Genomic DNA, 13,903 nt, shown 5'->3' on the forward strand with positions numbered 1-13,903 from the left:
CAATACGTCCGCTTTGATTGGCCTGACGCTAGAAGCAGACAGTCTGCAGTCGGCCCCTTTGGGGAAGTGATTCCCACTGTGCGCCCCCATCTCGGCCATTGATCTGGCAACGGCCACAGCCCAAGAGCGGACATCAGCGAGGTGGCACGTCGGCATTTTTGCGTCCCTAGTGCGCCATTCTTGCTCGACACGGCGATCTTGGAAACTGGCAGCGTATGCCTACAGTCCGACGGAGGGTTGGGGTAGACTGACGTTTCAAATGACAAGCGGCCTTTCTCCAGCATCTCCTGGAACGAAGAATGAAGATACAATCTTAGTGTCGGAGGCGGTCTATTTCCCCCGGTGGCTCACGCTTACCGACGCGTCGCTCCTTGATAACCGCGTTGATGAGGCCGGGCTCCTTGCGCTTACCGGCAACAAGGTCGTCCTCGGCGAACCCGGTATGGGTAAGAGCGAGCTGATGCGCGAACTCGGTCAGCGGCTCGGCGTCGAACCCGTCACCGCTGTCCGGTTTATCAACGCTAAGAGGCCGGCGAATCTCATTCCGTTAGGTAAGCCGTTGCTTATCGACGGCCTTGACGAGGCAATGTCGCGGCGCGAAGGCGATGCGATCGATGCGATCCTCGCCCAACTCGAAGAAGCGGATTCACCGCTGTTCATCCTTTCCTGCCGCTCGCGTGAGTGGCAGGCGCGCGGTGTCTCGAACCTGCGACAGCTCTATGGCACTGAACCCAGAGTCCTGACACTCGAACCTTTCGATCGTGTCGAGGCGCATGCCTATCTTGATGCGCGGCATTTGAACGTGGATGCCGATCGTGTACTCGACCATCTCTCGCGTCACAGCCTAGAAGAGTTATATAGCAACCCATTGACGCTCGGGCTGATGGGACGGGTGGCCGAGAGCGACCCACAATTGCCCGAGACGCGAGCGGCATTATTCGAGCGCGTCTGCACCCTGATCTGGCCGGAGCACGATCCCGATCGGCAGGAGGAAGGGTTGGCGCAGCTCACGGAAAACCAAGCGCTCGATGCGGCCGGCGCGATAGCCGCTGGCCTCTTGTTCGCGGGAGCTGAAGCCGCCAGCGTGGCGGGGGCGGCGCAGGTCCAGCAAGGTGATCTGCGGCTTGCCGACTTGGAGAACCTGCCCACCGCAGGCGCTGCGAGGGCAGTCTTTTCCTCCAAGCTATTCCACAGCGTCGGCCCGTTGCGTGCCAAGCCACTTCATCGCGTCGTCGCCGAATTTCTTGGCGCTCGCTGGTTGGCGCGACAGGCCACAACGTCACGGACACAGCGGCGCGTTCTTGCGCAACTGCAAGGTAGCGGCGGCGTACCGGCGAGCTTGCGGGGCCTGCATGCATGGCTTGCTTATCATAGCCCGGCAATGGCTGAGCGGGTCATCGTCAATGACCCTTATGGCGTACTGCGTTACGGCGAAACTGCCGCCCTGACCACTCATCTTGCGGATCGCCTGTTAGAGGCGCTCTGCGTCCTCGCCGACAAAGATCCTTATTTCCGCGCGGCCGATTGGGACAGCAAGACCGCCGCGGGACTTATGATCCCCGCGCTCAAGCCCAAGATCAAGGCGGTCATCGCATCGGCAGACAGCAATGAGCATCTCCGTTCGTTGCTCATTGAAGGTCTGCAGGCTACGTCGCTTGCTGCCGAGCTGGCCGATACGCTTGAGGATATCGTGCTGTCGCCGGAACGCTTCTTTCGCGAGCGCGATGACGCAGCGGACGCCTTATTGCCGCATCGTGATCGCACTTGGTGGCAAAAAACTATCGCGGCCCTGACCGATCAAGGCGGTGACGACGCGCCGCGCCTCGCGCGGCAGTTGATCGAGCATATCCGTGCCGACGTTTCGGACGCGCTGCTGGTTGCGACCCTGTTCGCTGAGATGGGGCTAACCAGTTGCCCGCTGCCCCGCAGCAAGGAGCGACGAATCCATACCGTGCGGCTCTATGATCGGCTCCTTGACGCGATCCCGTTGGAACGCCGAACCGGCGTGCTCGATCTGATTGTTGATTATGCCCAACTTCTTTGCGTAGACGATTGGGATCAGGATGGCGATGTAAACGACATCGTTGCCCGCTTGCTCACTCGTACGATCGACGAAGGCGGAGTCGATCCGACCCAAGCACCGGCCGTGTGGCGTTGGCTCTGGATCATAGAGCAGGCACACCTTAGCCACCGTGACACCAGCCAAAAGCTAGCACAGCGTCTGACGGAGCACGACACATTGCGGCGTGCGATCCAGGCGCATGTCCTCGTGAGTGATCGACGGAAGGACAGCCTGTGGGTCACCGAGATTTATCTGCAGCGTCGGCTGGTCCCCTTATCGACAAAGGCCGGTGATCTAATTTCCGCATTCCATCGCCTGGCTGAAGGCGACACCGAAGACCCGGTGCTTTGCCAGGACTGGAAGGATTTGGTGAGCATCGGTTGGCGATCTGATGGGCTGGATCCCGATGTGCGCGCCGCAGCGGAAACGTTCCGTCCCGGAGACACCGAACTCGCAGGTTTCTTGAGCAAGCTTGCAAACCCCGAGAAGCCGGACTGGCAGGCCCAGCAGGAAAAGAGAGCGGCCGAGCGCTCACACAAGCGAAAGGTCTCTTTCCAGAAGAGGCTGCGCCATTTCGAGGAGGTCCGCGATAAGCTGCGCGCGGGCAATATCGAGGCGATCGTCCAGCCCGCACAAGCTTATTTCGCCCTTGTCTCCGGCTTGTCGAGGGAGTCCCCACCGCGCGAGCGGTTGGCGGAGTGGATCGGACCGGCCCTGCGCGATGACGCACTGGTTGGGTTCGAGGCCGTCCTGCACCGCACCGATCTGCCGACCGCGGCCGAATTCGCCGACGGTTTTGCGCGAGGTACGGTCTATCACTACAGCTATCCGATGATGGCCGGGCTTTATGAGCGGGTGCGAAGCGGCAAAAGCGTGACCGACTTGTCCGAACCGCTCAAGCTGGCCGCTTTGTTACTCAGCCACGACGATCATGGCTGGAATGTCAATGACGAAGAGCAGGCGGTACGGGCGGTCCTGGAGGCGGAGGTCATTCCGACTCCAGAGACCCGGCAAACCTTTGCAAGTCTCTGGATCAAGCCTGCGCTGGCGGCGGGCAAAGAGAATATCGCCGGTCTTTATAAGCTCGTGCATGATCCGGAATGGCGGACGACTGGCGCTGCGCTCGGGGCCCACTGGCTGACCGAGTTCACCAATGTTCCCCAATCCGTCGAGTCGGACTTGATCGATTGCCTCACCTATAGCGGCGCGCTCGACGCGCTGCGTGATGTGGCCGAAGAGCGCGCCACAACGGTGTTCCGCAATTTCGAACATATGCTCTCATGGCTGGCGATCGACGTGCTGGTCCGGTTCGAGGCAGTATTGCCCGATCTCAGCGGGATCGGCGCACGCCATCCCGAATTCCTCTGGTTTCTGCGCGACCGGCTGCAGTTCGAGCGCCGCGGCGGGACGCTACCGCTAACGGTCGCGCAAGCCGAATGGATCCTCGCCGAGTTTCGCGAGCAATGGCCTTATGCTGTGTTAGTGGGCAGCGGATCGGGCAGCACAAACGATTATGACGCGACCGACTTCCTGCGGTCGTTGATCAATCGGCTAGCCAACGACACTAGCGTCGAGGCGAGCGCAGCGCTCCAGCGCCTTATTGCGGGACCCAGTGACAGCTACACCAAGCTAATCCGCCATATGGCGGCCGAACAGCGGCAGAAGCGTGCCGAAGAGGATTTTTCGCCGGTCGCGCCAGGCGACCTCGCCACGCTGCTTGAAGACGGGGCGCCGGGCAATATCGAAGATCTGAAGGCGCTGGTGCTCGAAGAGATGGACGTTGCTCGGCGCAAGCTCATTGGCGACGATCTGGACTTGGTCTTCGATTTTTGGACTGATGCCGGCATTCCTCGAAATGAGAATCGCTGCCGCGATAAGTTGGCGGCGATGATCGGTCCCGAACTCGCGCGCTACGGTATACAGCGTATCACTGAGGCTGACATGCCGATGACTAAGCGGGCAGATCTCGCTTTCGCTCATGGGGCGATGCAATTGCCAGTCGAGGTCAAAGGCCAGTGGCACCCCGATGTGTGGGACGCTGCGGCCAGTCAGCTCGACGTCCAATATCTTGCCGACTGGCGCTCCGAACAGCGCGGCATTTACTGCGTGTTGTGGTTCGGCGATGTGCCATCAGCGAGTGGCCGGCGGCTGAAGGTTCATCCCGACGGGCTTCCCGCGCCTGCGACTGCAGAGGAGATGTGCTCGATGCTGACCGCTCGTATCCCCGAGGCGCGCCGCGCGCTGATTGATGTGGTGATATTCGATCTCACCGCTGGAAAATCTTGACGTGGCGCTCTGATGCATATTGCGGAATATGCACGGCTGACGTCGTGATTGTTTGCTTCACGCGTTCTCAATCACGTTACCGCCTGACCAGTTCGTTTTTCGAGGCGTCGATCAGTCGTCCGGACCCGAGCCTACCCGATTTTCCAACGCCCGGTCGGCACTTCGGAGAACATATACTTCAGGTCGTCCTGCAACCACGCCATTGCTCCAGACACGACCGCGCTCTCGTCAGGAAGCTTGCCGAACGTGGTGTCCCGTCCTTTGAAGTCAGGTACACCGCCTCCACTCCACTGCACCACGCGATCAGGAAAGGCTCGTCCAAACTTTGCCAATAGCTGGTCCGTCTGCTTTGCATATCGCTGAATGAATTCTTCGCTGTGGTGATTGGGGCCCTCGTCAGCGAACGTCACGTCCGCGCCCGCGTCGTCATAGGTCCGAACGGGCCAGCGCAATTTGTTTAGCGTAACATTCTCGTAGCCCCGTCGGGTATGGAACTCGGCGACAATATCCAAACGCAAAGGCATGAGACGGAGCGTCCGCAGGTATGGTCGTAGAGCAGGCAAACTGCGTTCCACAATTTCGTTATAGGCCAATTGCCTGCGGCGGTAGTAGGCGTCGAGCGTTCCAACAAAGCGCTGTTGGTCGCTAGGCTCTCGTAGGTTCAGTTGGTCAAGGTCTTCCCACCATCGGTCCAGCCGGTCGATACCTTGGTCGCGCAACCAGCGTAGGTCTGCGAGGAGTTCGTCGATCGCGAAGCACTGTTCGCGAGAGAAGTTGCTACCACTCACCCACTCGCCAGCGTGCGGCTCGATGTGCTTGAGTGCTTGGCCAAACTCGGTCGGCTCCAGCGGGATATCATATCGACGGACGAGATGCCGGAGGCGCCCGAACGCGCGTTCCTCAGTCCAGACGCGCCCACCCAAAAAACTGCGGTGCTTAATTAGCTTATCGATCGCCTGCTTGACGCATCCGACGGCGAGAACGCGCCCCGCCTCCGGGCCGAAACCCATCCGACGAAGCGCATGACCGTACATTCGGGGTGCGCGTTCCAACTGGTTGGCGCCGACGAGTGCCACCGGTTCATCGGCATCTGTCGCATCGAAGAAGACATAGGCTATATCGTCTTCTCCGATATTGGCAACGACGCCCAACTTCTCAACCGGCTGACCAGCGATTTCTTCTCGCAACGGCCCGCTTATAGGGTCGAAATGAGAGCTAACCAACGTCTCGACCGTACTTTGAAGATCACGCGCCAACCGCAGCCCATCTGCTTCAGTGATCTCGCCTGTGAACGGGTTGTCGAAGCCCGCGAAGCGTAGACTTCGGATGGCTAACCGCATGTCCTTCTGAGCTATCGCTTTCCACGCCGCGCTTCTCGCATCTTCCGTTGGGGCGGTTGACACGAGAAGAAACGCGAACTGGGATGACGGATCGAACATGAGGGCGTCCAAGCGGGCTCGATCCGGTGACGGGTTGATAGTCCAAAAATGTGCTGCCCGTAGATAATCCGCCAACGCTCCATGCTGCAGTTCGATGGTGGTGCCGCGTACCGTTATCGCGTCGTGTTCGGCTAAGCGCTGTAGCGTGTTTTCAGGATCGGCCCGATGGGTAAAGAGTTCGCAGGCCCGACCAACGTCAAGAGGTCGAGCCTCTGTTTCGACAGCGATTCTTTCAAGCAATTTCCGATAAAGTGCCCGGTCGATCGTGCCTGAGACAGCAAAGATGCGTCCGAGCCATCCTTCAAAGAGTGTCGAGAGATTGCTTGGGTAAGAATGATTCGACGTATAATACTTTAGTACTTGGTCTGCGAGCAGAGGAACTTCGCCTAAGCGATAGACAAAGTCCGGAGCACCGCTGAAGGCGAAGCGCGCATCAGGATTGGCCTGAGAATGCAGCTCGGCTAGATCGCGCAATTCGTCTGGCAGGAAGCCCTGGAGTTCCAGCGTAGTGAGGTTCAACTCCGTCGGCGCCGCCTGTGCGCGCGACATGACGAAAATCCGCGTGTGAGGATAGTCCGTCAAGAACGTGCGCAGTTGCCCCTCTACCCAAGATCGCCTCGCAGACTCGATTCGTTCGAAGCCATCGGCAATTAGCAGTAACCCTGCATCTCGTGCGATATCTCTCAGCCTGGCGACCGAGAACCCGGGTTTTTGCGCGGCCACCCGTTCAGCAAGGAATGCTTCGAGTTCATGCCCCGATTGGGTGAGATCTGGAAGGAATACATCGATCGGTAGAACTTCCGTAGATCCCTCCCACCGTCGCTCGATCGAGTCATACATGAGCGATCGAGCGAGTAGCGTCTTTCCGAACCCGGAGGCAGCGGTTATCAGCGCGCCGCGCCCCGGGAGGTCCAGCAACTCACGACTGTTCCATTCGTACAGGGTATCTCGTTCGCGCAGGCGTCGGGGGACAGCACTGGTCGCCGATGGCCTTGCGCGTTGATGCGCCGCCTGCTCGTAGGCACTGAGGTCGCGAGCCAGTAGATCAAACTGCTTGTACGCCAAGCCTCTACAATGATCCCGGAGCGCTTCAATTGACAGGATTCCCTCTATCGCACCGCGGTGCTGAGGAAGGTCTGTAATGTCGCATGCCAGTACGCGCGCGCTCTCGGACGTTGGCTGAAGCTGCCACACTTCGAGATGATGACCGTTGGTCAAGAGTAGAACGGGTGCACGAAGATGGAGTGCGTAAGACTCTCCTTGCTCCTTGCCCCCATCAAGAGGTTCGGTGGGATGTTTGCTCTCAACTACAATGAGAGAGGTTGCACGGCTGAAGGGTCTCTCAGCGTAGACGACGAAGTCCGCCTCTGGTTTCCGACCAGGGCGGCGCTGGCGCCCTTGCTGAAAGAGAACCGGCACCTTGGCAAGAATGTTGAGCCTATCGTGTCCGAGCGCTTCAAGGAACGGCAACACGAACCACGTTTCGACGGTCGCCTCATTCGTGGCGGATCGACGCGCAACCGTTGTCCAGAATTCGTCGACTACCTCTGACAAGCTTCCTCCGCAACATGTGTGCGCTCGACTAAGTTGAACAAACTCTTTGGCGGCGCGTCTAGGTGGAAACAGTCCGACCGCCCCCACCCATCTCGATCGTACAATTCGGGTTGGTCAACCTGATTGAAACCAGACGTTGCCAAAGGCAGCTTAGCGTCCGTTGCGGCCTCGGTCATTCATCGACGAAATGTCCGCTTCTCGTTTGAAGTCCCTAATAGCGGACAGTCTGCCACCGGCCCCGAACCGGCCATTCGTCGTCGTCGCAGCGAACTTCTGCTTCTCCCCATTAGGCGCCGTTAAGCGCCCAGCGATACTTCACGACGTTGCGCAGGACTTCGGGTCGGTCCCACTTCAATTCCAGCAGTTTCCGGTAGAACGGATCCTCCGCCACGCCGGGGAACATGTATTCAGGGGTCGGGCAGCGGTCGGTCTGGAAGTCCGGATAAAGGCTGATGATACAATCGATGTCCGTAATGGCAGTGTTCCGCTCGTGCGGACCGAACAACGGCAGTCCGCAGTGCTGGCGCAGGATGCTCTCGGGTCTGTGGGTGCGGAAGAAGTCGAAGTCCCGGATCATATACTCCATCTTGCGAATCGACGGCTACCGAAGGGGAACAGATAGATGATCCCCTGGTGCTCGCCCCTCGGCACAGGCTGGTAGAAGGCCTTGCCGTCTGAAGTGCGCCGGAGAAGAAGCCAATGGTGGTACCGCTCCCGGCGGTTAACCTCTGCGCGTATCCTCGGCGGCCACGAGTCGATGCAAGGCCTTGCGGGTAGAGAAATTGAAGGCGGCCATCCAAAGCTCGGGTCTGCCCAACGTCTTTGTGGACAGATAAAAAGTGTGTACCATCAGCCCTATCGCGGCGCGGCATTAATCCGATCGATCCAATGGTCGACGAAGTGCTCCAGCGCTCCGTCAGGCTCAGCCCGACTGACTTTATCGACGTCGATCCGACCATCGTTGAAAGCCATTGCCAGATCGATCCCGAAGCCAAGGATCTCTCTGGCCCGCTCGACGTTATGGAATCGGTATCCGCGTGGCAGATTGTAGCCAAGGGATTGCCAGGCGCGATAAAGCTCCTTGAGCAGTGCGCGTTTTGCGCATGTCTCGTAGCGCAGCATCCGATTGGTAAATTCGGTGTCGCTAAGCCTGAAGCGCTTCGGCACAAGCTGATCTAATGCGATGGCGAAGAGCAAGGCGCCGCCTGGTTGGCCGGAGGGGTGGCCAACCGTCGGCGCGAGCCGACGATCAAGTTCATCCTGCATGATGAGCACATCGCGGAAACGTAGGTGCTCCTCAAGCTTCTTCTGCTCATTCTCATCGACGGGGCCAACGACACGAAAACCGACGCGTTCGTCGATTACCACATCGTCGGGATGCGGCAGGAAGAACGGCGGCTCTTTGCCGGCGGCGAGCGCTGTGTGCATGGCGCTAGACGTCATCTCTTTATAATTTTTCGCCAATTCTATTTTTTCGCGGAGATAGATCGCCTCCTGTCGTTCGGTCGCCTGCGCCAGCTGGAGCGCGAGGCGTAGAGAGCGTGGATCGCCTTTGAGGGCCGATGCATTAAGCGCCCGAACCAAGGCCTGAGGCGTTGAAATCTCACTGACCGTATCGCCTTCGCGAATCCGGACGGTGCGCTGCATGCCTTCAAGGATTGCGCGATAGGTCGGCAGATCCGCCGGTGAAAGATCCGTGCTCTTGGCGCGAGGACCTCCGCTAGGATTGCCGGATGTGCCCTTCTGGAAACGGCTATGCTCAGGCGGCTTGCCATAACCTACTCCGTAAGCGACGTCCGCCTTCATGCGGCCGACGGCCTCGTTGGAAAGGGTCTTCGCTTTCTTCCCGCTCTCATCTCTGTCAGCCATGATGGGACCTCCGGCTCGAAGACCGGACAGGGCGCTTTGGCATTTCCCCTTCCAAACGCGCGCCAGCCGATTGGCGCTGGAGGGTCACCTCCTCAAAGGTACGGCCGTCAGCCTCAAGCGTTGCTCTCTTCCCGGTGAATGCTTCCCAGCGAGCGATTATGGTGTCGCAATAGGCTGGATCATACTCCAGGACACGGGCAAAGCGGCCGCAAGTCTCGGCGGCCATGAGCGTCGAGCCGGAGCCGGCGAAGATATCGAGCACCGTTTCGCCACGGCGCGAGCAGTCTCGTATTGCATCTGCGATGAGTGCGACTGGCTTCACGGTCGGGTGCATCGCCAGTTCCTCAGCCCTGTTTCCGCCGAGACTGCTGATGCCCGCATAATCCCAAACATTGGTGCGGTAGCGGCCCGTTTCCCCAAGCCCGAAGCTATTGGTGTGAGGACGACCACCCACCTTGAAGACGAAGATCAGCTCGTGCTTGGAACGGTAGAAGGTGCCCATGCCGCCATTGGTCTTGTTCCAGACGCAGAGATTCTTCAGTTCCGAGAAAGCGACCTCGCTGGCATTCAGCATCTCGCGCATGTGGCGCCAATCCATGCAGACGAAGGCGATTGCCCCATCCTTGGCCACTGCGGCGGCATTCCCCAGCGTCGTCGTCAGGAAAGCGGTGAACTCAGGCGCCGTCATCTCTCCCGACGCGAAAGCGAATTCGCGATGACGCACGGTGCCGAGCCCACTCACGTGACCATCGATCGGGACGTTGTAAGGTGGATCGGTGAAGATCAGGTCGATCTTCGCACCATCGACGAGCCGCTCGACATCCTGTCGCGACTGGGCGTCGCCACACAGGAGACGATGGCGGCCCAAGGACCATAGATCACCGGTTCTTGTAACCGCCGCTGACGTTACAGGCGGCACTTCATCAGCCGCGTCCGGAGTACCGGTTGCGGATTCACGCGCACGGTCGAGTGTGAAATCCACCTCAGCCAGGGAGAAGCCGGTGACGGTGACGTCGAACTCAAGGTCGATCAGCGCCTGCAGTTCGATGGCGAGGATCTCCTCGTCCCACCCGGCATTCAGCGCGAGTTTATTGTCTGCCAGCACGTAGGCCCGGCGCTCCTCGGCGGACAAATGCGACAGTCGCACCACCGGTACGGTCCCAAGCCCAATCTGCCTGGCGGCAAGCACGCGTCCATGTCCGGCAATGATCTCATCATCGTCGCCGACCAGCACGGGATTGGTGAACCCGAAGCGCCGAATGCTCTCGGCAATCTGAGCGATTTGCTTCTTGGAATGGGTACGAGCATTGCCCGGGTAGGGACGCAAAGCCCCGATGGGTCTCATCTCAATGGTGGGTGCAGAAGTGTTCACAAACGTCGCTCCAGCGCTGCTGCTTCGATCGTGCCAAGGGAAATCGAAGAGAACAGTGAGGGAACGCGAGGTGATTGCAAGTGCCCGCAAACCCATGACAGGGCTGAAAAAAGCCTTCGAAAACGGGTTTCAAATTCCGCCAGTTCTTAAAGGGCTCTTAAAGGCCTCTTACAGACCTCTTCAAAGCTCTTAGGACCAAACAGGCTTCCAAATCGTCGCCTTCGGCAGCGATCACGAACGCGTGATGCCTGCTCCCAGCTTCGCCAACGGGTCTGCTCCCAAATGCGGGTCGCATGGAATCGCATCACACGGAAAACGAGTCGCCAGCCCAATACCTTTTTACCTCCAGAGTTTCGGATATCGACTTCAACAGGAAATCGAGCATTGCTAGCCCTACGCGTTATCCACGAAGCGTCGGAAGCAATGCTATGGCGACCCTTAACGTCGAAGGCCTCACGCTCCAGGTGATATATGCCGCCATTGATGGGGGAGACATCCACTACGAGATCAGTCTCCAGTGGAACGGCCAATCCGTGCTCAACACCGATATATTGAAGCGAGAGGCATTCAGGGTCGGGCACCCGCTGGGGTGGGTTTCTGCCCTAAACGGAGAGCCGTGCGCGCTCCTTCCGTTCCTGCGAAAAGTCGTCGACGAGGATGAGGCCGACTATTTCGAGACCATGGATTTAAGTCTCATTATCGCCGCCTACCCCCGCTCGGATTTCCCATTTCTGCCATCCCACTGGCGTCTTATCCCTAAGGACACAGATGACGCGATGGAAGTCGACCAGACGGTGGCTGTCGCGGCGGGAGCCGCATCCGAAGACTTCATCGAACTGATGATCTTCGTGGATGCCTTTAATTTTAAAGGGGCGCCGTACCCATCGGGAATAGGGGCAGGGATCAGGATGTCGCCGACCCGCAGCGATCTGTCGACATTCTACGACGACTTGAAATCAGAGTACGACGCTTTCCTCACGTCCTACGATGCCGTGGACGTGCATCGCTATCTGTAAAGCAGCGCCGACGCGAGCACAGCGGTGTTGCCAACATCAGCCAGCGCGATGAGATATCGCTCACTGCGGCACGCTGCGTCCTCACCGCAAAGACGTCCCATCAACCGGACCAGGCCTCCCGCAAAAGCGCGACAGGGAACCGCTTCGCGACAGTCACTTGAACGGAAACGGCAATGCGGTCCCGTGCGGCGCCGGCGTGATCCGCGCTCGAGCAATTCCGTCCCGGATAATAACAATCGAATCCCGCACGGCGACAATGCTGCTTCCCTGTTTGGGTTGCGAATGGCTTTCAATCAAGGAACCGCGTGTCCGACGATTTAGACCCAACTCACTGAAAGAACAGGATTCTCTGCGCGCCGTGCCGTGCGGGCTGACGTTCCTTGTTTTCTCCCGTAACAGGGAACCTCGCAGAGACAGGTTCGCCGACGACTACTCCCTCCGCCAAATTTTTCTAAGTCGTTGATTCTTATGTGATAAATCGACGATTGATTTGCGCTACCCCACCGCATACCCCACCTTCCGACAGGCATTACCGCGAATTGGGGCAAACTTTCCCGAACGGAAAAGGCGGTGAGCCTGTAGCCCCCGCCCGTTGTCTGTCATCGATAGCCCTGTATGGGCGTCAGTCGTCGTCTTCGTCATCCGGCGGCTAGGCGACTACAGGAATTCGGCTACCTTGAATTTGCCTGACGAGTAGCGTCAACGGGTCGGCAAAGCTGAACGGCCGGACTAGTGGCAAGGCTGAGGCGCAGTGATCTCGGCCACGCTGTACGCGACGGATGTCTGATAAGCAGTTTAGCCTGCTGCCGGGGTAGGCGATGATTTCTCTGGTGGGCAGTTCTCATTTCTCTTGCCGGGCCCTCGGGGCATTGCCGGCGAGTGAACGCGATTATCATGACCTGATCCCCCGCACGTCGAGTAATGACGGGATGCCGTCGAGAAGACGTCTCGATCCATCCTGAAACCGCCCTCGTGGCTGATGGCTGGTGGAATGAGGGCAATGGGAGCCGCGGGGGTGCTTCTGGCGAAGAGAACAACTGAGGCCGGCGACACCTTCATTCGGGTTGTGTCGAGCCCGCAGAGCAATGCTTGACCGCCTCTCACTTCTCCAGCCTACCGCTTCGCATCAGTCGCAGGGTGTAGGCATAGAAGTGACTGACCAATGATGGCCCTTACTCCCGCCTTCCGGTCAAACGCGTCATCTCCGGCCTTCCTTCCATAAAGGGCGGCGTCCAACGCGGCGGTCTCGCATCCGCTCACCGGCAGGCCGAGGTCGCGCCGGCGGCGGAGATAGGCTTCGGCCGCGCGGCGAAGGGCGAAAAGGTCTCCGGAGCGGGCCGCGCGCTTTAGCCGCCGGCGCGTCGGATCGACGGGGGAAAGCCGTCGAAGCGTGAGTAGGAGATGCGCCCTTCGGCGCGGCGCCAGCCCGGGGATGCACAGGGCGAGCCCGGTCAGGATCCCGAGGACCGCGGCTATCACACCCAGCCCCGCTTCCGAAGACGGCAGCCGGCCCGTGCCGCTTCGATTGTCGTGGAAGCTGGCATAGCCGAAGGGGAGCGCGGGGATTTCCGCGTTTCGCATCTCGCGGGTCACCGTGTCGAACCACGCGATGGAGACAGGCGGCAGCACGCCGGGTTCTCCCGTCTTGGGGCGCAGATGCCATTCCCACACCAGCGTCGTCACCGGGCCGGTGGGCGTCGGCAGCATCTCGCGCTGCTCCGGTGCGGCGAAGCTGATCAGCCAGGGCTCGCGAAGGACAGGGCGCGGCGGCAGCCTATGCGGCAGAGCGCCATCCGCTTTCAGCGTGACACGACGGACCAGGGTCTCGCCGTCCCGCAGCGCGCCGGGTGCAGCCGAGAGAGTGTCCTCCATCGTCAGGGTGCGCGCCGACAGCGGCGTTCCCGCGCCGGGATAGGGAGCGACGGCAAGGCTGACCTGTGGCGCCGTCACGTCGAGCGGCGCGCGCAGGTTGTTCTCATCGACCACGGTGAGACGATGCGTCACCGGGCCGATCGCGAGGGTTCCGGCGTGACGAGGGAAGACGGCGAGATGCCGTTCGAACACCCGGACGGTGCGCCCTTCGATCTCCTCGTCGCGCCACTGGTCGCGCGCCAGCTGCAGCCAGTCATAGTCCTCCGAACCGGGGAACGTCAGCGTCTCCAGCGCAATCCGGCTGGTGTATTCGCCCCTCAGCGTCACCGGGATCATCTCGCCGACGACCGGGCGCACGCCCGCCGGCAGCAGCAGGCGCAGGCCATCCCCATAGGCGTCACCGGCGATGAGAAGCAGGAACAAGCTGGCCCAC

Annotated in this window: 7 protein-coding genes; 2 read left to right on the forward strand and 5 right to left on the reverse strand. The window is 59.9% G+C overall.

All coding sequences use genetic code 11. The features are described from left to right. The first annotated feature begins 316 nt into the window (after positions 1–316). Complete coding sequence (eruA, locus tag KIP89_RS07105) at positions 317–4,348, forward strand: NACHT domain-containing antiphage protein EruA (RefSeq protein ID WP_213754711.1); 4,032 nt, start codon at positions 317–319, stop codon at positions 4,346–4,348. A gap of 131 nt (positions 4,349–4,479) precedes the next feature. Here eruA and KIP89_RS07110 read toward each other — a convergent pair whose 3' ends face one another. From KIP89_RS07110 to KIP89_RS07125, 4 genes are all read right to left on the reverse strand, one after another. Next, complete coding sequence (locus KIP89_RS07110) at positions 4,480–7,341, reverse strand: type I restriction enzyme HsdR N-terminal domain-containing protein (protein ID WP_213754712.1); 2,862 nt, start codon at positions 7,339–7,341, stop codon at positions 4,480–4,482. A 286-nt stretch (positions 7,342–7,627) separates the two neighbouring features. Continuing rightward, entirely contained in the window at positions 7,628–7,918 is a 291-nt protein-coding gene (locus KIP89_RS07115; RefSeq protein WP_213754713.1) for a hypothetical protein, read from the reverse strand. A 278-nt stretch (positions 7,919–8,196) separates the two neighbouring features. After that, positions 8,197–9,210, reverse strand: a complete 1,014-nt coding sequence (locus tag KIP89_RS07120; RefSeq protein WP_213754714.1) for a DUF5681 domain-containing protein — start codon at positions 9,208–9,210, stop codon at positions 8,197–8,199. Beyond that, complete coding sequence (locus KIP89_RS07125; protein WP_213755416.1) at positions 9,203–10,555, reverse strand: site-specific DNA-methyltransferase; 1,353 nt, start codon at positions 10,553–10,555, stop codon at positions 9,203–9,205. Before KIP89_RS07125 ends, KIP89_RS07120 begins: the two co-directional genes overlap by 8 nt. A gap of 455 nt (positions 10,556–11,010) precedes the next feature. Here KIP89_RS07125 and KIP89_RS07130 point away from each other — a divergent pair, with 455 nt between their 5' ends. Continuing rightward, positions 11,011–11,598 (forward strand): hypothetical protein, encoded by a 588-nt coding sequence (locus KIP89_RS07130; protein ID WP_213754715.1) that lies wholly within the window; start codon positions 11,011–11,013, stop codon positions 11,596–11,598. Between the two features lie 1,113 nt (positions 11,599–12,711). Here KIP89_RS07130 and KIP89_RS07135 read toward each other — a convergent pair. Then, positions 12,712–13,893 (reverse strand): hypothetical protein, encoded by a 1,182-nt coding sequence (locus KIP89_RS07135; RefSeq protein WP_250152258.1) that lies wholly within the window; start codon positions 13,891–13,893, stop codon positions 12,712–12,714. Positions 13,894–13,903: the final 10 nt, after the last annotated feature.

It is taken from the genome of Ancylobacter radicis, from assembly GCF_018449475.1.
Classification (GTDB): domain Bacteria; phylum Pseudomonadota; class Alphaproteobacteria; order Rhizobiales; family Xanthobacteraceae; genus Ancylobacter; species Ancylobacter radicis.

What these genes read in the sequence shown, in the direction of transcription:
- KIP89_RS07120 (WP_213754714.1), bottom strand. Translation starts at nt 9,210, where the DNA reads ATGGCTGACAGAGATGAGAGCGGGAAGAAAGCGAAGACCCTTTCCAAC.
- KIP89_RS07115 (WP_213754713.1), bottom strand. Translation starts at nt 7,918, where the DNA reads ATGATCCGGGACTTCGACTTCTTCCGCACCCACAGACCCGAGAGCATC.
- KIP89_RS07130 (WP_213754715.1), top strand. Translation starts at nt 11,011, where the DNA reads ATGGCGACCCTTAACGTCGAAGGCCTCACGCTCCAGGTGATATATGCC.
- KIP89_RS07125 (WP_213755416.1), bottom strand. Translation starts at nt 10,555, where the DNA reads ATGAGACCCATCGGGGCTTTGCGTCCCTACCCGGGCAATGCTCGTACC.